The sequence below is a fragment of the Actinomyces oris genome (assembly GCF_006546825.1).
Lineage (GTDB): Bacteria > Actinomycetota > Actinomycetes > Actinomycetales > Actinomycetaceae > Actinomyces > Actinomyces oris.
The window spans coordinates 65,738-89,291 of sequence record NZ_VICC01000007.1 but is presented as its reverse complement, the minus strand read 5'-3'; the positions used below and the strand labels follow the sequence as shown (position 1 = coordinate 89,291).

The window sequence follows — 23,554 nt, the reverse complement described above, 5'->3', positions numbered from 1 at the left end:
GAGGAGGCTCTCCTCAGCTACTCGGCCCCGTCGGCGCTGGCAGCGCTGCTGACGCTGCTGACTCTGCCTTCACTGGCCGCCTGGGCGATGTCGGTGCGGTACTGGGCGCCCTCAAGGTCGATGCGCTCGACGGCCTCGTAGGCGCGTTCCCGCGCCGCCTCGAGGGTTGCCCCCAGGGCGACGACGGACAGGACCCGCCCACCGACGGCGACCAGCTCCCCGCGCTCGGTGGTGCCGGTGCCGGCGTGCAGCACGTGGACGTCGTCGAGCTCCTCGGCGGCCTCGATCCCGGTGATGGTGCCGCCGGTAGTGACGGTCCCGGGGTAGCCGGGTGCGGCGATGACGACGTCGACGGCGCTCTGCTCGGACCAGGTGGGCTCGGGGGACTCCGCGAGGCGACCGGTGGCGGCGGCGTGGAGCAGCTCGGGCAGGGAGGAGGTCAGGCGGGCCAGGACGGCCTGGGTCTCGGGGTCGCCGAAACGCACGTTGAACTCGACGACGCGCAGGCCGCGACTGGTCAGGGCCAGGCCACAGTAGAGCAGGCCGATGAAGCTGGTGCCGCGGCGAGCCATCTCGTCGACGACGGGTTGGGCGACCTCGCGCACCACCTGCTCGGTGAGATCGGCCGGGGCCCAGGACAGGGGCGAGTAGGCGCCCATGCCGCCGGTGTTGGGGCCGGCGTCGTCGTTGAGGAGGCGCTTGAAGTCCTGGGCGGGGGCCAGGGGGCGGACGGTGGCGCCGTCGCACACGCAGAACACGGAGGCCTCGGGGCCGTCGAGGTAGTCCTCGACGACGACACGACCACTGCCACGGGTCAGGCAGGCGTGGCCGTGGGCCAGGGCGACGGGGCGCTCGTCGGTGACGACGACGCCCTTACCGGCGGCCAGGCCGTCCTCCTTGACGACATAGGGGGCCCCGAAGCGGTCCAGGGCGGCGGTCAGCTCGGCCTCGGTGGTGCACACGGCGGCCTCGGCGGTGGGGACGCCCGCGGCGGTCATGATCTCCTTGGCGAAGGCCTTCGAGCCCTCCAGGCGGGCGGCCTCCGCGCCGGGGCCGAAGCAGGGGATCCCGGCCTCGCGCACAGCGTCGGCGACACCAGCGACCAGGGGCGCCTCGGGGCCGACGACGACGAGGTCCGCCTTCATCTGCGTGGCCAGGGCCACGACCTCCTCGGGGACGCTGGGGTCGATGTTGAGGTTCGTGGCAATGGCCGCCGTGCCGGGGTTGCCGGGGGCGACGACGAGCTCAGCGGTCTGCGGATCACGGGCGAGGGCACGGGCCAGGGCGTGCTCGCGCGCGCCGGAGCCGAGGAGCAGGATCTTCACGGCGACAGCCTAGATGATGGAGGCCGCATGAGGCCCGGAATCGCGGGCCCCGCGTGCCTACGGGCGGGCGTGAGCTGATTCTTGGGAAACCCGGATCGCAGCCGGGTACCCTCAGGTCGTTCCGGGGCGCGGAGTCCCTGGACAGCGAGGTGTCAGGAGGCCCCGTGGGAGTCAATCAGTCCTCTGCGACGACGGCGGTCGACACAGAAGCCGGGGCAGCGGTCGGCGGCGTCCCTGGTACCTATGCCACCGCGGAGCTCAACGCGGTGACGATCCGCCGACTCGAGGCCGTCTATATCCCGCCCGCTGGCGGCAGGCCGGCGCCGTCGAGCTCCGCCTCACCGCAGGAGGCGCAGCCCACGCCGCAGCGGAGCAGCGACGCGGGTGTCGACGCGGCCCTGACCACGCTGCGCTCGCTGGGCTACCGGCTCTCTGCCCCGGCCCGGGAGGAGCTCACCCACCCCGAGCAGGCCTGGGCGCTGGTCAATGCCGCCGCCCGCCTCAGTTCCGGTTCCGCGTCCGCCGAGTACCGGCCCTTCTACCCCGATTTCCCCGTCCAGGTGCGCACCGCCTCCGAGGCCACGCTTCTGGTCAACGCCGCCCTGCACTACCTGGGCGACGTCGTCGGGGTTCGAATCCTGCCGGACTACCGGCCCAGCCCCCGCGAGCCCCTGCCGGGAGACGACGGCGCCCTCACCGAGCTGGGCCTGGCCACGGCGCAGGACCTGGAGCGGATCGTGGCCGACCTCATCGCCCAGGCGACCCCCTTCAGCGCGCAGGACCGCGCAGACCTGACGGCCCTGCGCGACTTCGGCCCTGAGGCGGCGCCACGCGTGGCGGTCAAGGAGAACCTCGCCGTCCTCACCGTCACCTTCCCCGACCTGGACTTCTCCGCCTCCTACCGCACCGTCACCGATGTACTGCGCCTGGCGGTCGCCATGGCGGGCGGCGATGTCTCCCTGGCCGAACCGTGCCGGTTCCCCTCCTTCTCCCGTGCACAGCGGCGCCGTCTGCTGGGTCTGCTTGACGCCGTCGGGCAGGTCCAGGACAGCCGGGACTCCGCCGAGGAGATGGCTCGGCGCTGTGAGCGGTGGAAGCGGCTGGCCCGCCACCTGCGCCCCGGCGACTACGCGCGTCGCTTCCCGCGCGCCGCCGCGCTCCTGCACCAGGTCGCCTCCGGGGACGCCGAAGCGGGTTTCACCTCCCGCCTGGAGGAGGCGCTGGCGCGCCGCGACGTCGAAGGGGCTCTTCGCCTGTTGTCCACCCGCCCCGGGGTCTTCGCCCGCCGACTCAACCACCTGCTGCGGCTGTGCGTCGATGAGGCCGCCCGCGAGCGCGTGGTCGCCGAGTTCGCCCGGGCCGCGCCCGTGGTCTCCCTGCCGGTGCTGGTGCGCCTGTGGGAGTACTTCTCCTCCCCCGGGCCAGACGCCCTGCCGTGGCGGGTCGTCGCCATCAAGGCGGCCACTGGCACCAAGACGGCGCTCATCCCCTCCACCCGCCGACCCGGCCCGGCCGACGCGGCGGTGGTTCGCGCCGTCGAGGAAGCCCTACGGCAGCGGAAGCGCCTGGGGCGGATCGCCGTCGACCAGGGGATGTACGAGGGCTACACGGCTCCGGTGGGACTGCACTCGGCCTCACCGGGTGTGCGCACGGCCGGGCGCGGCACCCGTCTGCCCCTGCCCGAGGGCGAGACGATCCGCTTCTTCCTACACTGGCGCGACCTGCCGGAGGCCCCTCCCAAGGCCCCGAGGCCTGCCGGACCTGCTGCAGCCGAGGACAGGGACACCCGCGTGGACCTGGACCTGTCGGCCTTCTTCGTCTCCGAGGACTTCACGCGCACCGAGCAGATCGCCTACTACAACCTGCGCTCGACGGCGGCCGTGCACTCCGGCGACCTCACCTCAGCGCCCGACGGGGCAGCCGAGTTCATCGACGTCACCCTGGCCGAGGCGCTGCGGCAGGAATGGCGCTACGTAGTCATGACGGTCCACTCCTTCTCCCACCACCGGCTCAGCGAGGTGCCCAAGTGCTGGGCGGGGGCGATGGCCCGCGGTGCGGACCCGCAGAGCGGGGAGATCTTCGAGGCCTCCACCGTCATGCAGCGCCTCGACCTGGTCTCTCCCACGTTCAACGCGACGCCCTTCGTCATCGACCTCGCCGAGCGCCAGCTCATCTGGTGGGACCTGCCCGTGGGGGTGGGAGAGCACCAGGTGGCGAACCTGGATCGCAGCAGCAACCGGGTCCTGGCGCACCTGCTCGACCTGCTGGAGGGGCGGCGCATGCCGCTGGCGCACCTGCTGGGGCTCCTGGCCGACGATGTCGTCGAGGACCCCGATGAGGCCGAGCTGGTCTTCGGTGAGGGCGGGATCCTGCCGTGGCAGACCGAGCAGATCCTGGCGCTGCTGGGCCCCGCAGAGGCCGCGGTGGAGGAGCTCTCCGACGTGAACGGGGGCGCCGAGAGCCAGCAGGCGGGGTAACCTGAACCGTGTCCGGCCATGAGGGTGCTTCCTTCTGCTCTTTCACAGCATCTCCAGCGCCCTCGCTTCCCGGACGCAGTCGGGCGGGACCACCAGTGGCCCCGCCCGACTATCGCGTGAGGATCAGAAAGTCGTGAGCAGGAAGCGCGCACCGTGCGGGTCTGGTCGTCCCGGTCGCGACACCGAAGGCTGGCCATCACATTTGAACCACACTAGAATCTGCATCACCTGATGATGATTCTGGTGCAGGAGGTACCGTGCGAACCACCGTGACACTCAGTGATGACCTCATTGCCAACGCGCAAGAGCTCACAGGCATCACTGAGCGCACCGAGCTGCTGCGGGCCGGCCTGGAGACCCTGGTCAGAGTGGAGAGCGCACGTCGCCTTGCGGCTCTCGGCGGCTCTGATCGGACGGCGAGCGCCGCTCCACGACGTCGGAGCGCCAGCCAGTGATCCTTGTCGACACCTCGGTATGGATCGATCACTTCCACCACTCGGACCCAGTACTCGTCAGCCTGCTGCACGAGGACGAGATCGGATCCCATCCACTCGTGGCGGAGGAGCTGGCGATGGGGTCACTCAGGGCCAGAGATGACGTTCTCAAGCACTTAGCGCACCTCCGCCAGTTCCCGGTCCTCTCACATGACGAGCTACTGACTCTGGTCGCAGCCCCTGCGCTGTGGGGTCGAGGACTCAGCCCAGTCGATGCGCACCTGCTCGGCTCCGTCACGCTGGTCCCTGGCGCCCGCCTGTGGACACGCGACAAGCGATTGCTCCGCGCTGCCGAAGAGCGCGGAGTCTCCTTCACCGAAGGAACCGCCGGCTGAGGCCCTGAAACAGGCCACGTCACCAAGTACCTGACTTGCTACGCTACAGCAGCAGTTGAAGCACAGCCAGAAAACGAACCGATGTCGACTCCCCAGAACCAGCCCCCGTACCAGCCCCAGTATCAGGCCGTACCCCCTTACGGGCAGCAGCGCCCCCGCCAGACTCACGTCGGAAAGCTGGTCGTGGCGATCATTCTGTTCATCCTCGGCCCAGTGACGGGACTGTTCATCGGGGGCATCGGTTCGGCCGTCGTCGCCGCCAGCATTGCTACCAGTGGTGACGTCATCACCAACGGGCAGCAGGTCACCCTGAGCAGCAATGACGAACGCGCCCTCTACGTTCCCAACGCCGCCGCCGTCAACACCTGCACCGTCGTCGCCCCAGACGGCAATGAGGTCCCCACCTCCCCCAACGGCGGGATGAACATCTCCAACAACGACGGCGAGTTCAGCTCGGTTCTCACGTTCAAAGCCGACAAGTCGGGAGACTACCGGGTCTCATGCGAGGGTCTGGATGACACTGACGCGATCCTCGTGGGCCCCACCCTCACGTTCAGCAAGTTCGTGGTGCCCTTCATCGTCGGTCTGGCCGTCGGAGCGATCTGCTGGATCCTTGCCATCATCCTGCTGATCTGGCGCCACCGAGCCCTGGCCGCACAGAGTCAAGCGGGCTGACCCCGATGAGGAACCGCTAAGCCGATCCCGCGTTCGAGGATCTCGCGCTCCTCCTGCATGCCGGCATTCCCAAGGGGGACATAACGACCGGTCTCCCGGGTCGCGCCATGGGCGACACCCCAGAGCCAGATCGCCTCACACCTGGCGACCAGCTGCTCCTGCCTGCGCTGAAAGCTCCCCCACGTGACACCGGCACCATCCAGGGCCAGGTGCTTCCCGTTGCCATAGACGACGAAGATCCGGTCCCCAGCAACGAACAGTCCGGAGCGGGACTCCGGCCAAGCGCAGGTCCTCCTCCCGGCACGGATTCCTCGGTCATCCACGACGACTCGCTGGAAGCATCCATAAATCTTGTATAAGGGGTAGGCCATTGATACGGGAGCAAGGATAAGGAACAGTATTGCGTAGAGTCGATCCGAGTCACTCACCGAGGCTGTTTCATAGAATAGCCGCTGAACGCTAATGAAGATGAACAGTACCCCCAATCCGATAAGGAAGAGCCCACCGTTGCAGAGATGTTCTTTGATTCTGCGCCAGACCGGGGTGCAGAACACAACACGACTCTTTCTCGTCATCTTGTCGGCCCCATGATTCTGACGAGCCTCCACCAGCCGAGGATCCTCGTGAACCGACTCAGCGTCAGAGACGATCCAACCGTGTCTGCGAACATAATTCAACATGGCCCGGAGAGCAGCAGATCCCCTGTTTCTGGAATCATCCAGCGTCATGCCGAGAACACAACCTGGAAGCCTGATGAGATCGTCACGATCACCATTCACGAGTACGATCCGAGTTCGATCGATTCCTCCTTCGTATCCAGGCGCAGTCACATCAAGCGTCGAAAGCGTGAACCTTGAGAGCACTGACCTCCAAGGACGTCGCTCAGTGAACAGAAGACGCCGCATCTCAACACCGGACTCGCTCAGAACAGATCTACGTCGCGTAACATTTATCCCCCAGATCGTCGGAATGCTGAGCATCATAAGAACATACATGTCATCGGAGCGATAGAAGCCGCTCATCAGCGAGCCCAGCAATTGCGCCCCCGTTGACGCCATCCAGGCGACTCCCACGACGGCCGCCGCCATCGCGACGTACCGAACGAGCACTGAGCGCCTCAGTATCAGGCGTCCATCTGAGGTCTCAGTCGTCCACCCCCGCAGCGACTTGTTCCTGACTGGGCGCCTGCTTCCGGAACCTCCAGAGGTGTTCCCGGCGCCACCAGAACGGCTCGTAAAAGATATCATCACACGTCACCCTCTCCCAGGAAATGCAATCAACCATTGAATGCAGCCGATGATTTCAATCCTGCACGTATCTCAAACACTTCTCTGTCTCGTTGCATGTTTTCGTCCCGAAGACGGATATATCGGTCATGCTCTTCTGCGACACCATGAGTCACTCCCCAGAGCCATATGGATTCACACTGAGCTATCGCCCTCTCCTGCCGTTTTTTAAAACCACCGGCCCCCAGCCCCGTCGCAGGCAGGGGAACGGGCGAACCATCGCGCCCCGCTAAGAAGACTCGATCACCTGCGACATACAAGTCAGAGCGGGACTCCGGCCACGGAATAACCCGCCCCTTGACTTGAATCCCCGCCCGACGGACCAACGTCCTCCGAAAGCAGGACACTATTCCCACCAATAGAATCACCGTGGGAATAGCACCAAGAATGAGTAGAGTCACTCCGAGCATTACAAACCAAACATCGCGAGCGTCATCCCTGAGCACGTCCTGCGCTCCCGCGAGGGGGAGTGCAGCCATGAAGAACATGATCACGCCCCAGCTGCACATCATTTCCTTCAGCTTCCGCACAGCGGGAGCACGATAGGTCAACTCCTTTCGATTCGCGATCGTCGTCCTATCTATCTCTCCGCGAGCCCGTACCATCTCAGGATCCGCCTGAAGATTATCGAGATCGGAGACCACCCAGCCCTCCTCCTCGGCGAATGACCAAATCCGCTCAATCATGTATTCGCCTTCCACACAGGACACGCTTCCCGGTAGTCTGATAAGGTCGTCCAGCGCCCCATTGATCAACATCAATCGATTTCGGTAGATAAACATTCCATACGGAGAGTGCCCGCCAATTTCGATAGTGGAGAAGGTCATTTGCGATCGAGTTGCGGGCCAGGGGCGCAACTCCACGAAGAGCAGTCCCCGCATCTCAATGCCCGATTCGCTAAGAACAGTTCGGCGCCGCAATGTGTTCATCGCCCAAGCGAGCGCTCCTACAGTAAGGCAGAGAAGGAAGTGAGTATCTTCCGGCGAAAGAGAATCGCTCAGGCGCATATTAAGAAAAAACAGCCACACAATAGAGATGATTATCACTGCCACCGCAGCCAATCTTACTAACAGCGACCTGCGCAGGATCAGTCTGCAGTCGCCCTCATGAATACACTTGAGAGTAGCCCAACCTCTAAAGGGGTTCTTGAGGCGCACAAAGGAACCGTCTGGGGTATAGCGACCAATACCATCTTCGCCTAGAATGCCGCGGACATTACTTACGTAGAAGTTTTCTCGACGTTCCATTCTCACCACCTCCGCATTGCGCACCGCGGTTCGATGCAGCACCATAGATACCCCGCCCACCCGCCGTATTATTTCCACTATATTCCTTTACGTCATAGGAATCTGCCCGTCACGATGGGCACCACTCACCACCTCGGTGCGATAGAGAGACGGGGGCTCCGACCGGCGAACCGGTCGGAGCCCCCGTCTCAGTCCCTCGTGGGGAAGGACCTCAGCTGAGATCAGGCCTTCTTGGCCTCATCGATGCGCGCACGGAACTTGGCGAGCTGCTCCTTGATGGCCTCGGGCAGCTTGTCACCGAACTGCTTGTAGTACTCCTCGGTGTCGTCCATCTCGGCGGTCCAGGCCTCGGGGTCGATGTCGTACATCTTGGCCCACTCCTCCTCGCCCAGGTCGAGGCCCTCGAGGTTGAAGTCCTCGAACTTGGGGTAGCGGCCGGTGACGCCGTCGACGGCCTCGACCTCGCCGGAGGCGCGGCGCACGATCCAGTCGAGCACGCGGGAGTTGTCGCCGTAACCGGGCCAGATGAACTTGCCGTTCTCGTCCTTGCGGAACCAGTTGACCTGGTAGACCTTGGGGAACTTGTCGCCCAGCTTTTCCTGCATCTCCAGCCAGTGCGACCAGTAGTCGGCCATGTGGTAGCCGCAGAAGGGCAGCATGGCCATGGGGTCGTGGCGCAGGGAGCCGACCTTGGCGTCCAGGGCGGCGGCGGTGACTTCAGAGGCCACGGCGGAGCCGATGAACACGCCGTGGGCGTTCTCGTACTGCTCGGCGACCAGCGGCACGTTGGTGGCGCGGCGACCGCCAAAGAGGATGGCGTCGATGGCCACGCCCTCGGGGGCCTCCCAGTCGGGGCAGATGATCGGGCACTGCGAGGCCGGGGTGGTGAAGCGGCTGTTGGGGTGAGCGGCCTTCTTGCCCTCGGCGGCATCGGCCGGGGTGAAGTCGTTGCCCTGCCAGTCGATGAGGTGCTCCGGCATCGGGGCGTCGATGCCCTCCCACCACACGTCACCGTCGTCGGTCAGGGCGACGTTGGTGAAGATGGTGTTGGCCTTCATGGTGTCCATGGCCATGGGGTTGGTGTCGTAGGAGGTGCCGGGGGCGACGCCGAAGAAGCCGGCCTCGGGGTTGATGGCGCGCAGGCGGCCGTCGGGGCCGGGACGCATCCAGGCGATGTCGTCACCGACGGTCTCGACCTTGTAGCCCGGGATGGTGGGCTGGAGCATGGCGAGGTTGGTCTTGCCGCAGGCGCTCGGGAAGGCGGCGGTGACGTGGTACTGCTTGCCGCTCTTCTCGTCGGTCAGGCGCAGGATGAGCATGTGCTCGGCCATCCAGCCGTCGCGGCGGGCCATGGTCGAGGCGATGCGCAGTGCGTAGCACTTCTTGCCCAGCAGGGCGTTGCCGCCGTAGCCGGAGCCGAAGGACCAGATCTCGTTGGTCTCCGGGAAGTGGGTGATGTACTTCTCGTCGTTGCAGGGCCAGGTGGTGTCCTTCTCGTGCTCGGCCAGCGGGGCGCCGACGGAGTGGACGGCCGGGACCCAGGGGCGGCCCTCAGCGATGAGGTCCATGGCGGCCGCACCCATGCGGGTCATGATCCGCATGTTGACCACCACGTAGGGGGAGTCGGTCAGTTCGATGCCGAGCTGGGAGATGGGGCCGCCCAGGGGCCCCATGGAGAAGGGGATCACGTAGAGAGTCCGGCCGCGCATGGCGCCATCGAACTTCTCGTGGAGGATCTTCTTCATCTCGGCCGGGTCGTACCAGTTGTTGGTCGGGCCGGCGTCCTCCTCCTTCTCGGAGCAGATGAAGGTCCTGGACTCCACACGGGCGACGTCGCTGGGCAGGGAGCGCGCGAGGAAGGAGTTGGGGCGCTTGTCGGGGTTGAGGCGCGTGAACACGCCGGACTCCACCATCTCGGTGGTGAGGCGGTCCCACTCCTCCTGTGAACCGTCCGCGAAGTAGACGTTCTCGGGCTTGGCCAGCTCGGCGATGCGCGTGACGAATTCGATGACATCCTCAGGGGCGTTAGCCGGCGCGGCGGCGCGGACGTCCTTCTCAGACACAGTCATGCGAGTCCCTTCCTTGGGTATGTTGATCCGGTGAGCGCGCCGTTGCCGACTCGCTCGGTCAAGAGCAATCCTCCCCCACCGGGCGCCCCAGGTCACATCGCCGAAGGTCCCAACTGGGCCTCTCTCTCCGGCCGGACCGGCATGCGATCGGCCACATTCGGGAGGATGGCGGCTTTTGCCGCCTTTGAAACGGCGTCGTTCCGCCCTCAGTGAAGGTCCAGTGCGAGCGTGTAGCGTGCCCGCATGTCCGTCGCGCCGTCCTCCGCGTCCAGTCCCACGAGCCCCGTCTCGCGTCCCCTGTCCCGCCCGCCGGCACTCCGGGCGCTTCGACCGGCCGTCGTGGCGACCACCGCCTGCCTGGCACTGTCGGCCTGCACCGCCCACATGGACATGACCATCCGCTCCCAGGGCAGCTACGACGTCGCCCTGGAGATGCGCGATACCAGCGGAACCGTCTTCCCGAAGGGAAAGGCCCCCGACTGCTCGACCTACTCCGACCCCACCGCCCTGGGCGTGCCCGAGGGCACCACGGTCAAGGCCACCCCGATCACCGGCGACGACGGAATCGGCTGCCAGGTCAGCATCAGCGGGGTCAAGGTACCCCAGGCCTCACAGGCCGAGCCGAACACGATCGTCGTGCGCGACGGCGAGGTCTACAAGGTGACGATCCAGCCCTTCCCCTCCGACCCCTCCCAGGACGCCAACGGGGCCTCAGGTGCGCAGGGCAGCGCATCTCAGGCCCCCGCCGCGCCGTCGGGCGACTCGGGCGGAGCCCAGCCGAGCAGCACGTCCTTCAAGGGCCTGGTCGACACCAAGGTCTCCGTCACCTTTCCCGGCGCGGTGACGCAGTCAGGCGGGGGAAAGGTCTCGGGCACCACGGTCACCTGGGACGACCCGGACACGGTGGCCAAGGGCGTGAGCGCCTCGGGCTACGCCCAAGACTCCCGGGGGGTGTCATGGTGGACTCGTTCCCGCATCTGGCTGACCGCGGGGCTGGCCCTGCTCGGCGGCGTCCTGACAGTGGCCGTCCTACGACGGCGCAGCAGCGGACGCGCACCCCGCAAGGCGGCGCCGGGGCGACACTGAGCATTCCGACTATTCCACGTTGTCACAGCACCGAATTAGACTCGACACATGAATCATGACTCCCGCACTGTCAGGCGACGAGTGGCCGTGGCGGTACTGACGGGCCTCGCACTGCTGCTGGCCGGATGCGGGGCTCACTACGACTTCGTCATTCATGACAACGAGACCGCCGACCTGTCCTACGTCATGTGGGACTCGTCGGGGCTGTCGCTCATCAGCAGGGAGAGCTGCACCCAGGCGAAGCTCGAGAAGTCCACCCCCCTGCCCAAGGGAGTCAAGGCGAACTACACCTTCACGTCCCACAACGGCCAGCCGGCATGCCAGGTCACAGCCAAGTCGGTTCCCCTCAACAACCTGCAGACCGACATCTGGACGATCAAGCACCAGGGCGGGAAGTACGTCTTCGACCTGTCCCCCGAGGCACTGAGCAAGCTCGGCAAGGACGACTCCCTCCCCACCTCCCCGGGCACCTCGGGAGGAATGAAGATCTCAGTATCCGTGACCTTTCCCGAAGAGGTGACGAAGTCCAACGGGAGGAATGACGACAACAAGGTCACCTGGGACAACGTGATGGAGAGCTCTGAGGCTCTCCACGCCGAGGGCGGGGACGGCACGTTCCATCTGCAGTGGTGGATGATCGCGACGGCCGTCGCCGTCGTCCTCCTCATCGTTGTCGGCGTCGTGGTGTACCTCCTCAAGACTCGTCGGGCCAAGCAGCTGGCTCCAGCACCGCCCTACGGTCAGCCCTACGGCCAGGTCTATGGTCAAGCCTTTCAGGGGGCCGAGGCGACCAGCACCATGCCTCCGGAGGTCTATACCGGCGGCCCGTACCAGTCGCCCCCGAGCCCCCTGCAGCCGATGCCGGGATCGACCCACCCCTATCCCGTCACCAACCTTCGCGACGGCTACGCCCCCTACGTCGACTCGGGCCAGGACACCAGCGTTCTCCCTCCGCCTCAGTCCCCTGGAGGCGCCGGCGTCTTCAGCACCTATGGCGCCCAGCAGGGGGGACCCCAGTCGCCCGGACCGGGATACACGCAGATGCCCTACCAGGAAGGGCACAGTCAGGCCGACTTCCGGCCGCCGCAGGAGCTCACCGGCGGCGGAGGTCAGAACGGGCAGTACTATCCGCCGTATCAGGGTGAGTAGTACTGCCGTTCGAACAGTCGCCGGGGAACCGAGGCAACGACTAGGGTGGCGCAATGAGCTGTGCCGTTGTTATCAGGAGAGTCCACGCCGTACTGGCTGCGTTGGCCGTTCTCGCTTTCATCGCCGCTATGGCCGTGGCCTCCCCTCCTGCTCACGCGGTGCCGCTCCTTGGAGAGGACAATAAGCTCATCATCACCATCGACATGAAAGTCACCGTCAAGAGCGATGACACCTTTGAGGCGTCCTTCGTCATCACCGATCAGACGAACTACAGCCTGATTCCTCCCATCACTAAAAACAGCTGCACGCTGGACTACTTCCTCGTGGAACCGAACATCTTTTCCCACGCTGAGACGACATTCGTTGACGGGAAGGACAAACGAGTCTGCACCATCGCGACGAAGGGGAAGATTTCTGAGACCAACGGGATGATCAGGCACGAGAACGACGAGTACGCCATCGACACCAGCAGCATGGACAGACGCAAGACGCCGTCCCCGGAGCTGCAGCTGTTCTATGCCGCCACGTTCCCCGGAGAGGTGACCCAGAGCCAAGGCGGAAAGGTCGAGGGGGAGGAGAAGAACACCGTCTCCTTCACGGACTTCAAGGGCCGGATCGTCAAGGGCAAGGACCGTCCCGCCTCGGAAACGACGACCAGCAAGGTGTTGCCGTGGATCATCGAAGGCGTCGGCTCGCTCGTGGTCATCGGGCTCATCGCGATGGCGGTCGTTGTGCGACGTCGTCAGCGAAGCGGGCAGGGCGCTCCGGGTGCCGCCATGCAGGCCGTCCCCGTCCCGGGTCCTGAACCGCAGTCATCCCACCTCGGTCAGCCGGTTCCTCAGCAGTACCCCGGGCAACCAGTTGCACCTCAACCGAACCAGCAGCACCCGGGGCAGCCGTCACCGCTCTACTCCCCCTCCAGCACCGCCAACGGCTCCTACCCGCCCTCCCCCACGCAGGCGCCCCAGCAGCACAGTACCTGGCCGCCCCAACAGCACGGCACCTGGCCGCCGCCGCAGCAGTTCCAGTAACAGCCCCCGGGGAACGATACCCATGACGATCCGGTTACAACCTGGCATCGGACCCGCTACTGTGTGGGCATGACACCTGCCATCGCCCACCGCATCCCTAGGCCCCTGTCCGTCTTGACGGCTCTTGCGGCGCTCGCTCTGTCCGCGCCCCTCGCACTGCTCGGCGCCCCGGGGCACGCCGCCCCCATGGACGACGACTCCCCAGCCTCCAGCCTGAAGATCACCTCAGACATCGTCATCAAGTCCGACGACACCTACTCCGTGAAAGCGGTGATGACCGACAACAGCGGTTTCGGCATCTTCAACGAAGACAACTGCAAAGTCGAGGACTTCTCCCAGGCGAAGTTCGGCAAGAACAGCAAGAACGCCAAGGCCACCTTCAAGGAGGATGGCGACTCGACCATCTGCACGATTGAAGGCTCCGCCCCCATCAAGGACAGCGACGGCACAATTAAGCATCAGGGCAGCGAGTACGTCGTCAAGATCGGCACCGACGAGGCAATCGGTGACATGGACCAGCTCGACGTCACCCAGTCCATCACCTTCCCTGGAAAGGTCACAGAGGGCGACGGCGGCGAGGTCGACGGCAACAAGGTCACCTTTACTGATATCAAGTCCCACACCGTGAAGGGCGGAGACGGCTCCATCCCGATGTGGGTCTGGATCATCGTCGGCGTCGGCGTCCTGGCACTGATCGGCGGAGCGGCCGCATTCTTCGTCATCCGCAGTAAGAAGAACAAGACCCAGGCGCCCTACGGGACTCCCGTCCAGGGTTATGACCCAAACCAGGCCTTCCCGGCTCAGCCCGGCCAGCAGGCGGGCTACGGCGCCCCCCAGGCACAGCCCGGCTACGGCACCCCCCAAGCTCAACCCGGCCAGCAGACCGGCTACGGCGCTCCCGGCCAAGGCACCTACTGACCCATTACCCCTCCCGGTGTTGTGGCCCTCAGATCTGACGATCCCGGGGCCACAACACCTTTCTTCGCGTCATCACTCCCCATGCGGAGAGCCCATCAACACCGAACCATCTAGGGTGAGAACTATGGCCGTGACCACCACCAGACACCGCTCCTTGGGAACGCTCGTCTTTCTGGCGTTTCTCTCGACTCTGACACTCCTGATCCCTCCAAGTCACGCCGTCACCTCCGCGGCGAGCGACGATTCGAACCCCTCAATTTCCGTGCGGATCGTCATCAACCAGGACGACACCTACAACATGACCGTTGTCGGGCAAGTCAAGAGCAAGTCCTCATCCGCCAAGCGGGACTTCAAGGAGAGTTGCAACTCTTCTGACTCCGGAGGGCCGTTCAAAGACCTGAAGGCCTCCTACTCCGAGCGCGACGGCTTCCCCACCTGCACACTCTCAGGCAAGTCGATCGACATCTCCGAGGTCGATGGCTTCATCGAGCACAAGGACGACGAGTACGTCCTCGACACCAAGAAGGGCAACCTTCCCTCCTCTTCTTCCGGACTCGACAGTGAGTACACGCTCTCCGTCACGTTCCCGGGCCAGGTCACGGATGCCGACGGCGGCAAGGTCAGCGGGAGCACGGTGACCTTCAACGAGCCGGGAAGGTACCGCGTCAGCGGCAAGGACACTCCCGCCTTTCCCTGGGTATGGGTGATCGTGGGGGTTGTGGTGGTCGGAGCGATCGGCGGCGGCCTCTTCTGGTTCCTCAGGCGCAAGAAGAAGGCGCAGCAGCAGGCCTACGCAGTCGGCACCGCGGGATACGTACCGCAGCAGCAGCCCTACGCTCCTGGCCAGATGCAGGCTCCCGGCCAGATGCAGGCTCCCGGCGCCATGCCTCCGTCTCCCTCCGACTTCGTCGCCCAGGGGTACAACCAGCCCGGACCGAACGGTGTGATGCCTCAGGGGGCCGTACCGCCTCCCCCTGGCTACCCGTCAGCACCCCCGCCCTCCAGCTGGGGCTGAGCTCCGACGGCGGTGCGGAGTTCGTCGCACCGAGTGGCGACGCCCTCCGCACCGCCATGCAGTCAACCCGACCCGCACCATTCGAAGGCTGTACATGCGTTATCTCGCCCTGAGACACAACCCCGCGACGAGTCTCGTCGGGATGCTCTGTCTGGCCGCCTCGCTCTTGCTGGCGGTGGCGGCAAGCCCCACCAGCGCCGCGCTACCTGCACAGCTGACGAGCCAGGAGAAAATCAACTTTGAGCTCGCCATCAAGTCCGATGAAGAGTTGACGACCACTATCACGATCACGTCACCGGCCTCCAGAGAAAAGAGCCTGAAGGAGGACTGCGTCCAAGAGACGTTCTCACAGGCCGCTACCCCACCCGACATTACGTTCACCACCGACAACGGGACTCCGACCTGCAAGGCCACGTACACCACCCCCGTATCCAGGAACAACTACGTGACTCATGACGGAGACGAGTACGTCGTCGACACCCATGATGACTCCGCGCCCAAGGACGGCAGCGCCGACACATTCTCCCTCACAGTCGTCTTCCCCGGTAAGGTGACGGAATCCGGAGGGGGCAAGGTCGAGGGAGATCAACAGAACAAGGTCTCCTTCAGCAGCTTCTACAATCAGAAGGCCCGCGGCAAGGACACCGCCCAGGCGGCGTCTCAGCCCAGCTCGACACCCTCGCCCAGTTCGACGCCCGCATCCAGCTCGGCATCCTCATCCAGTTCGACGGCCACCCCCGGTTCTACGTCCTCGTCGCAGTCATCGGGCGGGAGGGGAGCTATCGTCGTGACGCTCATTGTGATTGCTGTGGTCGGAGGAGTTGTCGCTATCGTCAGCAACACGCTCAAGAAGAGCCGGGAGAAGAAGTACCTGGATGCGCTGGGGCAGCAGTCGCTTCAGGCAAGCACTCTTATGCCCGCTTCCCATCCGGCCGCCTTCCCCTCTCCAGCGCAGGCAGGCCCACCTCCCGCCCAGCCCGGCTATTCATCTGCCCCCCAGCAGTATCAGCCGCCATACTCTCAGGGACCAACCTCCGCGCCGCACCTTCCACCGAACCACAACGGTTACGGCGGCTACTGAGGCTCAGACTCGGGTGGGCGTCAATCCGGCTCGCATGATGACTCCCCGACAGCATGTCCGGATCGACGCAGCCCACGACGAGGACATCGGAGAAGGATCGGCCCTGGAAAGGGCCATCGCTCCCGGGCTGCCCCAGCACGCATCACAATGGTCATCATGCTGGTAGCACCACGGCCGGCCCACGGTGGACACGCTCCCGGAAGCTCTCTATTCCGCTTCCTGAGCACGGCGACGTCGAGCAGCCGCTATCGCTGACGCCGCGCCCTCACGTCACCCGATGAGCGAGTGACGAGAGATCGTGGCCTCGCGACCCGGCCCGACGCCGATGGCGGAGATGCGGCAGCGGGCCAGCTCCTCAATGCGCAGCACATAGTCCTGGGCCGCCTGAGGCAGGTCGGCGAAGCGGCGGACCTCGCTGATGTCCTCGCTCCAGCCGGGCAGCTCCTCGTAGACGGGGACGGCGTGGTGGAAGCCGGACTGGGTCAGCGGCATCTCCTGGGTGACGGCGCCGTCGATGTCATAGGCGACGCACACCGGAATGGTCTCGTGCCCCGTGAGGACGTCGAGCTTGGTCATCACCAGGTCGGTCAGCCCGTTGACGCGTGCTGCGTAGCGGGTGACGACGGCGTCGTGCCAGCCGCAGCGGCGTGGCCTGCCGGTGGTGACCCCGTACTCGCCGCCCTCGGTGCGAAGACGCTCCCCCATGTCGTCGAGCAGCTCGGTGGGGAAGGGCCCCTCCCCCACGCGGGTGGTGTAGGCCTTGACGACACCGACGACCGAGTCGATCCGGGTGGGCCCCACGCCGGTGCCGGTGCAGGCGCCGCCGGCAGTGGGGTTGGAGGAGGTGACGAAGGGGTAGGTGCCGTGGTCGATGTCGAGCATCGTGGCCTGGCCGGCCTCGAACAGGACGGTCTTGCCCTGATCGAGGGCGTGGTTGAGCACCAGGGAGCAGTCGACGACCATGGGCCGGACCCGGTCGGCGTAGGACAGCAGCTCGTCGGCGACGGCGTCGGCATCGATGGCGGCCCGGTTGAAGACCTTGAGGAAGAGGCTGTTCTTCTGGTCCAGAGCGGAGTGCACCTTCTGACGCAGGATCGACTCGTCGAAGAGGTCCTGGACGCGGATGCCCACGCGGTTCATCTTGTCCGCGTAGGTGGGTCCGATCCCACGGCCGGTGGTGCCCAGCTGACGCGCGCCCAGGAAGCGCTCGGTGGTGCGGTCCAGAACCCGGTTGTAGGAGGGGATGATGTGGGCGTTGGCGCTGATGAGGAGGCTGGAGGCGTCCTTGCCACGGGAGGTGATCTCAGCGATCTCGTTGAAGAGGACCTCCAGGTCGACGACGACGCCGTTACCGATGATGGGGGTGACCCCGGGAGTGAGCACACCGGCCGGCAGGAGGTGGAAGGCGAACTTCTCACCGTCGATGACGACGGTGTGTCCGGCGTTGTTGCCGCCGTTGAACTTCACGACGTAGTCGACGTCCTGACCGAACTGGTCAGTCGCCTTGCCCTTTCCCTCGTCTCCCCACTGGGTCCCGACGACGACAACGGCTGGCATGGCTGCTCCCTGACTTCAGTGACGGCGTGCCGGTGGACACACCGTCCTCTAGCCTACCGGAGCCGGGTGGAGAGGTCCCCACCGGTGTCCCCCACCAACAGATACAGGAGGCGATACGGTGGGGACATGCCTCATGTCACCGCCCACCGCAGCTCCACACGGCGCCCTGCGCTGGCGGGCCTCGTCGCCCTGACCGTATTCGCCACCCTGGCTCTGATCGGTACCCCGGCGTCCTCCCTCCCCACGGCTGATGACGACACGAACTTCCACATTTCCAGCGACATCGTCATTAAGGAGGACAACACGTTCTCCGTGAAGCTCACGATGTCGGAGAGCGGCTCTATCCCGGCGCTCAGCAAGAGCATGTGCAACAAGGACTCATCCACTGTCAAGGACTCGCCCTACGATGACTTCAAGGTGAAGTTCGTGGAGAAGGACGGCACCCGCACATGCACGATGGAGGGGACCGACTCCATCTCCACGTCCTCGAAGAACATCAAGCACGAGGGCGACGAGTACATCGTTCAGACGCTGAATTTCGACAGCATCAGCGACGAGGACGTCACCGAGATCTCTCAGTCGGTGACCTTCCCGGGTAAGGTCACCGAGGCCGACGGCGGCACGGTCGAGGGCACCAAGGTCTCCTTCAAGGACAACGACAAGCATGAGGTCAAGGGGAAGGACGAGCCCGCCAAGAGCGCAGCGACAGGCAGCTCGCAGGGCGCAGCGGCAGAGGAGGACAGCAGCTCCACTCCCGTGTGGATCTGGATCCTGATCGGTTCGCTTGCCGTGGCCATCGTGGGCGGCGTTGTGGGCGTGCTTGTCATGAACCAGAGGAAGAAGAAGCAGTCCCAGCTCGTTGCCTACACGGCTGCCGCTCAGGTCTACGATCCCAACCAGGCACCCTTCGGCCAGCCGATGCCACAGCCCTACCAGCCCGGCTACACCGAGCCCGCCACCCAGCCCTACCAGCCCGGCTACACCGAGCCCGCTGCCCAGCCCTACCAGCCCGGCTACACCGAGCCCTACCAGCCGGGCCAGCCGACGCCACAGCCCTACCAGCCCGGCTACACCGAGCCCTACCAGCCAGGCCAGCCGACGCCGCAGCCCTACCAGCCCAGCTATGCCGAGCCCTACCAGCCGAGCCAACCAACGCCGCAGCCCTACCATCTGGGTCAGCCAGGCCAGCAGCCCTACCAGCCCGGCTACACCGACCCCGCTGCCCAGCCCTACCAGCCGCCTTACACCGACCGGTTCTGACGAGCTCCCCCAGACGCATGGCCCCGGAATCGAATGATTCCGGGGCCATGACGCTGCGTGATGACGCCGCACTCACCGAAAGCGCGCTCGCATCATTCAGGACTCCGACGTCGAAGCACCGCGGAGCGCCACCATGGTGGAGCGCTGCAGCATGGCGACGAGGTAGGCCTGGAAAGCCGGCCCGATCAAAACCATGAACCATGCGACCGCGGCCCGCGAGGCCGCCAGCCCCCAGAAGACGATCGCGGGCGCCGCCACGATCACCAGAGCGAGCACGGTGACTCCAAGACGCCCCACCGCGAGACGAAGCGCATTGGACAAGTGCCGGGAGACCGGCGCGTCGAAGAAGGCGGCCAGCGGCAGCAGCCAGACGAGGATCGCGGCCAGGAGCACTCCCCCGGCCAGCACCAGCCCGGACAGTGAACCGCTTACTCCGCCGTTGTTCTCCCCCAGGGAGGAGTCGGACAGGAGCAGGTACTCCCAGGCACTCAGGGCCACCAGGACGAGTACCGGCAGCCACCAGGCCAGGGACTGGCGCAGGTTGAGACGGAAGGAGCGCCACCAGGTGCTCATGACCGCCGGATCGTCGTCGGCCACCATCTCACCGGCCACCCGGGCGCAGGCCGTCAGGGAGGCGCCCGCCGTCACCACCGGCAGGCAGCCCGCCAGGGTGAGGACGTTGAGGATGACAACATCCGCCGCTGCGGACCAGGCCCGGTAGGCCGGGCTGTCAGGGCCGGGGAACAGCGCCACAGGGGCTCCTTCGTGGGGACTCGGGCAGTAACAGGTGGACATGATACGGGCGGTTCTCCAGGCCGGAAGTGGGGCCTTGAGAACCGCCCGTATCAGAGCAGGTATGAGGGGATCAGCCCTTGACCGCCCCCGCGGCCACACCCTCGATGATGTGCTTCTGACCGAAGAGGTAGAAGGCGACGATCGGGACGATGGCGAAGACGAGCATGGCCATCTGGGCACCCATGTCCCGGTTGCCGTTGGAGCCGACGAGGGACTGGATGACGATCGGAACCGTCTTGTAGCGCTCGTCCTGGCCGATGACGAGGTTGGGCAGGAGGAAGTCGTTCCACACCCACATGGCGTTGAGGATCGCCACCGTGACCGCCGTCGGCTTGAGCAGCGGCATGACCACCTTGAAGTAGGTCTGCAGGGGCGAGCAGCCGTCCATGTAGGCGGCCTCCTCGATCTCCATGGGGATCGACTTGATGAAGCCGGCGAACAGGAACACCGACAGCCCCCCACCGAAACCGAGGTAGAGGACGATCATGCCCCAGGGAGTGGCCAGGCCGAGCTGGTCGGCCACCTTGACGGTGGGGAACATGACCATCTGGAAGGGAGCGATCATGGAGAAGGCGAAGGCGTAGTAGATCATGGAGGTCCACCACGTCTTGATGCGGGTGATGTAGTAGGCGGTCATCGCCGTGAGGGACACGATGACGACGACGGAGCCCACGGTGATGAACAGCGACCAGCCCATGGCGCTGGCGAAGCCCGACAGGGCCAGGCCGGTGGCGTAGTTGTCCAGGCCGGCGAAGGTCTTCGCCGTCGGCAGGGCGAAGGGGCTGTCGGAGATGTAGAACTTGCCCTTGAAGGAGTTGATGACGATGAAGGCCAGCGGGATGACCCACACGAAGGCCAGGACGGCCAGCAGCCCCACGAGTGTCTTCTGCCCCGTCGTCTGCGGAGCGACCTTCTGACCGGCAGGGGCGGCTGAAGCGGGGGACTGAGTCTTGACGGCGGTGCTCACGCGTCGACCTCCTTGGAACGAGTGGCGCTCAGCTGGATGAGCGCGATGGCGGCGACGATGAGGAAGAAGATGACGGCCTCGGCCTGGGCGACGCCCTCCTGGCCGATCTTCTTGTACATCGTGTTGACGATACTGAGCGCGGCCATCTGAGTCTGCTTAGCGGGCGCACCATTGGTCAGGGCGAGGTTCTGGTCGTACATCTTGAAGGTGTTGGCCAGAGTGAGGAACAGGCAGATGGTGATCGAGGGCATAATCATCGGCAGCGTCACGTTGCGCAGCGTCTGCCACCTGCTGGCGCCGTCGATCTGCGAGGCCTCGATGAGCTCGGGCGGCACATTCTGCAGACCGGCGATGTAGATGACCATCATGTAGCCCATGAGCTGCCAGTTGACGAGCATGACCAGTCCGGCCAGCCCCAGTCGCCAGTCGTTGACGATCGTCTGGCCCCAGCGCTGCAGGAGCGCATTGAGCATCACCTGCCAGGTGTAGCCCAGGACGATGCCGCCGATGAGGTTGGGCATGAAGAAGACGGCACGGAAGAAGTTGGTGCCGCGCAGCTTGCGGGTCAGGAAGTAGGCCAGGGCGAAGGCCCCCAGGTTCACCGTGATGATCGAGATGATCGAGACGACGGCGGTGAAGAGGAGAGCCTGCGGGAAGTCGCTGCGCTCCCCCAGGGCCCTGGCGTAGTTGTCAGTGCCCACGAACCGCGCATTGGTGAGGGTGCTGAACTTGGTGAAGGAGAGATAGAGCCCCATGAAGAAGGGGACGATGAACGCGATCATGAAGGCCAACAGGGTTGGCCCTGCAAATACTGGGAAGAACTTTTTCAGTGCCTTGGTCATAACTACCTCGAGGTGCGACCGGCAACCGCCTGCGTGGGCGGGTACCAGAGAGCTCCCACCGGGGCGGCAGCGCGCGAGACGAACGGCTCGAACGTGCCGCCCCGACAGGAGAGGGGATGGGGAGATGAGTCGCCGTCGCAATGCCCGCTGGAGCAGCACCCTCGGCGGTGGGCTCGAGCGACTCTGAGATGTCAGCCCTCCTTGGACGCCTTCTTCTCCGAGGCCCAGGTGGTCACGAAGAAGTCCTTGACCTTCGCCCAGTCTTCGCTGCCGGAGGCGTACTGCGCCAGGTGCTGGCCGAGCTGGTCCTTGAAGTCCTGGCTCGGGAAGGTCGGGAAGACCCACTTGACGGGCGTGAGGTCCTTGTTGTTGATGGCCGCGGAGACCTCCTTGCCCAGCGGGTCGGAGGGGGCCAGCTCGGCGTATGCCTTGTAGGGCGCGATGATGCTGAGCTTCTCGGCGGCCATCTTGGAACCCTCGGCATCGGTGAACAGCCAGGTGAGGAAGTCCTTGGTGGCCTTCTGGTCGCCCTCGGCGGCCTGGGAGTTGATCGTCAGGTAGTTCTCGGTGCCGATGGCGATGTTGGACTTGTCCTCTCCGGAGACGCCGACGTAGATCGGCATGAAGTGGACGTCCTCGGCCTTGACCGTGTTGCCGGAGACCTCGGAGATCTGCGACCAGCCCCAGTTGCCGTTCTGGACCATGGCGGCCTTGCCCAGGGCGAAGTCGGCCATGGAGTCGGTGACCGTCTTGGCACTGGCCTCGGTGGGCTTGATGGTGGAGTTGTTGAGGTAGAGGTCGAAGATCTTCTTGTAGTTGTCCGAGTAGGTCAGCTTGACCTCGTCGAGGTCGTCGACCTTGGCGTCGCGGTACTCGTAGTAGACGGGGTAGTTGGCCAGGTGGGTCTGCCAGCGCCAGTCCTCACCGGGGGACAGCGAGGTCGCGGCGAAGACGCCCTCAATACCGAGGTCGGCCTTCTTGGCCTGCATGTCCTCGACGACCTCCTTGAGCTTGTCGAAGCCCTTGATCTGGTCGACGGAGGTGGCCTTGGCACCCTCCATGCCGAAGTACTTCTTGAGGATGGCGGCGTTGTAGATGATGCCGTAGCCCTCGATGGCCAGCGGGACGCCCACGATCTTGCCCTCGTCGCCCTTGAGGGCCATGGACTCATCCGTCAGCTGCTTGGTGAAGTCGGCGTCGGACAGGTCGGAGGCGTAGTCCTTCCAGTTGCCGTAGCCCACAGGGCCGTTGAGGTTGAACAGCGTGGGCGGGTTGGACTTGGCGACCTCGGACTTCAGGGTCTGCTCGTAGGTGCCGGAAGCAGCGGTGACGACCTTGACGTTCACACCGGTCTTCTTGGTGTAGGCGGCCGCGATGTCCTTGAAGGCCTGCTCCGACTCGGGCTTGAAGTTGAGGAAGTAGACGCCTCCGGCGCCGTCGGAACCGGACGAGCCCTTCGAGCAGGCCGCCAGGGTCGCGGCGACGGCGATCGCAGCAGTTCCACCGAGCATGGAGCGGCGGGAGATGAGTCGCATTGGGGTCCTCCTTTGGACGCATGGGACAGGCGCGGACAGAGGCGTCCGCAAGGTGCGACTGCCGTGTCGCCGGCGGCGGACCCGTCGGCTCAACGGCGACGACCTATCATGGCACATTTCCGCCCGTATTGCTGCAAGGTTTGCAATCAGTGGCCTGGGTCTCAGCCAGACATCTTTCGTTCGACAGGCCGTTCACCCCGGCAGGTCGCAGATCCTGCCTCCCCTCCAGGAGACACCATCATCGCTTATCCCCCTTTGCAAGAATGCAACCGATCGATCAGTTCGCCGTCGGGAGCCTCTCCACCGACCCCACCACCCCCTGCGCGAACAGGACGTGGCCCCGGCACCACAGGGGTGCCGGGGCCACGCGCAGCGATCAGTCGCCGCTCAACCCCGTACGGGGTGAGGAC

Annotated in this window: 20 protein-coding genes; 11 read left to right on the top strand and 9 right to left on the bottom strand. The window is 65.2% G+C overall.

Annotated elements, in window-relative coordinates; translation table 11 throughout:
* Positions 1 to 17: 17 nt before the first annotated feature.
* Positions 18 to 1,325 (bottom strand): phosphoribosylamine--glycine ligase, encoded by a 1,308-nt coding sequence (gene purD / locus FK267_RS11220; RefSeq protein ID WP_075379134.1) that lies wholly within the window; start codon positions 1,323 to 1,325, stop codon positions 18 to 20.
* A gap of 164 nt (positions 1,326 to 1,489) precedes the next feature.
* Here purD and FK267_RS11215 point away from each other — a divergent pair, with 164 nt between their 5' ends.
* From FK267_RS11215 to FK267_RS11200, 4 genes are all read left to right on the top strand, one after another.
* On the top strand, positions 1,490 to 3,802 hold the full coding sequence (locus tag FK267_RS11215; RefSeq protein WP_141407241.1) for a TerD family protein: 2,313 nt from the start codon (positions 1,490 to 1,492) through the stop codon (positions 3,800 to 3,802).
* A gap of 257 nt (positions 3,803 to 4,059) precedes the next feature.
* Entirely contained in the window at positions 4,060 to 4,257 is a 198-nt protein-coding gene (locus FK267_RS11210) for a type II toxin-antitoxin system VapB family antitoxin (RefSeq protein WP_003787711.1), read from the top strand.
* Complete coding sequence (locus FK267_RS11205; protein WP_075379132.1) at positions 4,254 to 4,631, top strand: type II toxin-antitoxin system VapC family toxin; 378 nt, start codon at positions 4,254 to 4,256, stop codon at positions 4,629 to 4,631. The genes FK267_RS11210 and FK267_RS11205 overlap by 4 nt, the downstream gene beginning before the upstream one ends.
* A gap of 81 nt (positions 4,632 to 4,712) precedes the next feature.
* Positions 4,713 to 5,306 (top strand): hypothetical protein, encoded by a 594-nt coding sequence (locus FK267_RS11200; protein ID WP_075379131.1) that lies wholly within the window; start codon positions 4,713 to 4,715, stop codon positions 5,304 to 5,306.
* Here the strand turns inward: FK267_RS11200 and FK267_RS11195 are convergent.
* The 3 genes from FK267_RS11195 to FK267_RS11185 form a co-directional block, all read right to left on the bottom strand.
* Positions 5,294 to 6,415, bottom strand: a complete 1,122-nt coding sequence (locus tag FK267_RS11195; protein WP_232622441.1) for a hypothetical protein — start codon at positions 6,413 to 6,415, stop codon at positions 5,294 to 5,296. The two genes, FK267_RS11200 and FK267_RS11195, sit on opposite strands and share 13 nt — an antisense overlap.
* A gap of 167 nt (positions 6,416 to 6,582) precedes the next feature.
* The gene (locus FK267_RS11190) at positions 6,583 to 7,899 is read right to left on the bottom strand and encodes a hypothetical protein (RefSeq protein WP_232622442.1); all 1,317 of its coding nucleotides are present in this window, start codon (positions 7,897 to 7,899) and stop codon (positions 6,583 to 6,585) included.
* A gap of 161 nt (positions 7,900 to 8,060) precedes the next feature.
* Positions 8,061 to 9,908, bottom strand: a complete 1,848-nt coding sequence (locus tag FK267_RS11185; RefSeq protein ID WP_075379128.1) for a phosphoenolpyruvate carboxykinase (GTP) — start codon at positions 9,906 to 9,908, stop codon at positions 8,061 to 8,063.
* A 243-nt stretch (positions 9,909 to 10,151) separates the two neighbouring features.
* Between FK267_RS11185 and FK267_RS11180 the strand changes: the two genes are divergently transcribed.
* The 6 genes from FK267_RS11180 to FK267_RS11155 all read left to right on the top strand — a co-directional run bounded on the left by FK267_RS11180 (position 10,152) and on the right by FK267_RS11155 (position 16,188).
* Positions 10,152 to 10,994, top strand: coding sequence for an LppM family (lipo)protein (locus FK267_RS11180; RefSeq protein WP_141407239.1), 843 nt, complete (start codon positions 10,152 to 10,154; stop codon positions 10,992 to 10,994).
* Between the two features lie 48 nt (positions 10,995 to 11,042).
* The gene (locus FK267_RS11175) at positions 11,043 to 12,143 is read left to right on the top strand and encodes an LppM family (lipo)protein (protein ID WP_141407238.1); all 1,101 of its coding nucleotides are present in this window, start codon (positions 11,043 to 11,045) and stop codon (positions 12,141 to 12,143) included.
* 53 nt (positions 12,144 to 12,196) lie between these two features.
* Positions 12,197 to 13,174: a hypothetical protein gene (locus FK267_RS11170; protein ID WP_070510390.1), complete on the top strand. Its 978-nt coding sequence runs from the start codon at positions 12,197 to 12,199 to the stop codon at positions 13,172 to 13,174.
* A 69-nt stretch (positions 13,175 to 13,243) separates the two neighbouring features.
* Positions 13,244 to 14,092 (top strand): LppM family (lipo)protein, encoded by an 849-nt coding sequence (locus FK267_RS11165; RefSeq protein WP_170198634.1) that lies wholly within the window; start codon positions 13,244 to 13,246, stop codon positions 14,090 to 14,092.
* Positions 14,093 to 14,354: 262 nt separating this feature from the next.
* The gene (locus FK267_RS11160) at positions 14,355 to 15,107 is read left to right on the top strand and encodes an LppM family (lipo)protein (RefSeq protein WP_141407237.1); all 753 of its coding nucleotides are present in this window, start codon (positions 14,355 to 14,357) and stop codon (positions 15,105 to 15,107) included.
* A gap of 94 nt (positions 15,108 to 15,201) precedes the next feature.
* The gene (locus tag FK267_RS11155) at positions 15,202 to 16,188 is read left to right on the top strand and encodes a hypothetical protein (RefSeq protein ID WP_141407236.1); all 987 of its coding nucleotides are present in this window, start codon (positions 15,202 to 15,204) and stop codon (positions 16,186 to 16,188) included.
* A gap of 270 nt (positions 16,189 to 16,458) precedes the next feature.
* Here the strand turns inward: FK267_RS11155 and FK267_RS11150 are convergent, their stop codons facing one another.
* Positions 16,459 to 17,745 carry an adenylosuccinate synthase gene (locus FK267_RS11150; protein WP_141407235.1) on the bottom strand — a complete coding sequence of 429 codons (1,287 nt, stop codon included), beginning with the start codon at positions 17,743 to 17,745 and terminating at the stop codon, positions 16,459 to 16,461.
* A 126-nt stretch (positions 17,746 to 17,871) separates the two neighbouring features.
* On the opposite strand from FK267_RS11150, the gene FK267_RS11145 reads away from it, so the two are divergent.
* The gene (locus FK267_RS11145; RefSeq protein ID WP_141407234.1) at positions 17,872 to 19,005 is read left to right on the top strand and encodes an LppM family (lipo)protein; all 1,134 of its coding nucleotides are present in this window, start codon (positions 17,872 to 17,874) and stop codon (positions 19,003 to 19,005) included.
* Between the two features lie 96 nt (positions 19,006 to 19,101).
* Here FK267_RS11145 and FK267_RS11140 read toward each other — a convergent pair whose 3' ends face one another.
* The 4 genes from FK267_RS11140 to FK267_RS11125 form a co-directional block, all read right to left on the bottom strand.
* A complete protein-coding gene (locus FK267_RS11140; protein WP_141407233.1) occupies positions 19,102 to 19,758 on the bottom strand; it encodes a MusI family membrane protein in 657 nt (218 codons plus the stop codon).
* Between the two features lie 112 nt (positions 19,759 to 19,870).
* On the bottom strand, positions 19,871 to 20,767 hold the full coding sequence (locus tag FK267_RS11135) for a carbohydrate ABC transporter permease (protein WP_070510404.1): 897 nt from the start codon (positions 20,765 to 20,767) through the stop codon (positions 19,871 to 19,873).
* A complete protein-coding gene (locus FK267_RS11130; protein WP_003787752.1) occupies positions 20,764 to 21,609 on the bottom strand; it encodes a carbohydrate ABC transporter permease in 846 nt (281 codons plus the stop codon). Before FK267_RS11130 ends, FK267_RS11135 begins: the two co-directional genes overlap by 4 nt.
* A 191-nt stretch (positions 21,610 to 21,800) precedes the next feature.
* Positions 21,801 to 23,144 (bottom strand): ABC transporter substrate-binding protein, encoded by a 1,344-nt coding sequence (locus FK267_RS11125; protein ID WP_070510407.1) that lies wholly within the window; start codon positions 23,142 to 23,144, stop codon positions 21,801 to 21,803.
* Positions 23,145 to 23,554: the final 410 nt, after the last annotated feature.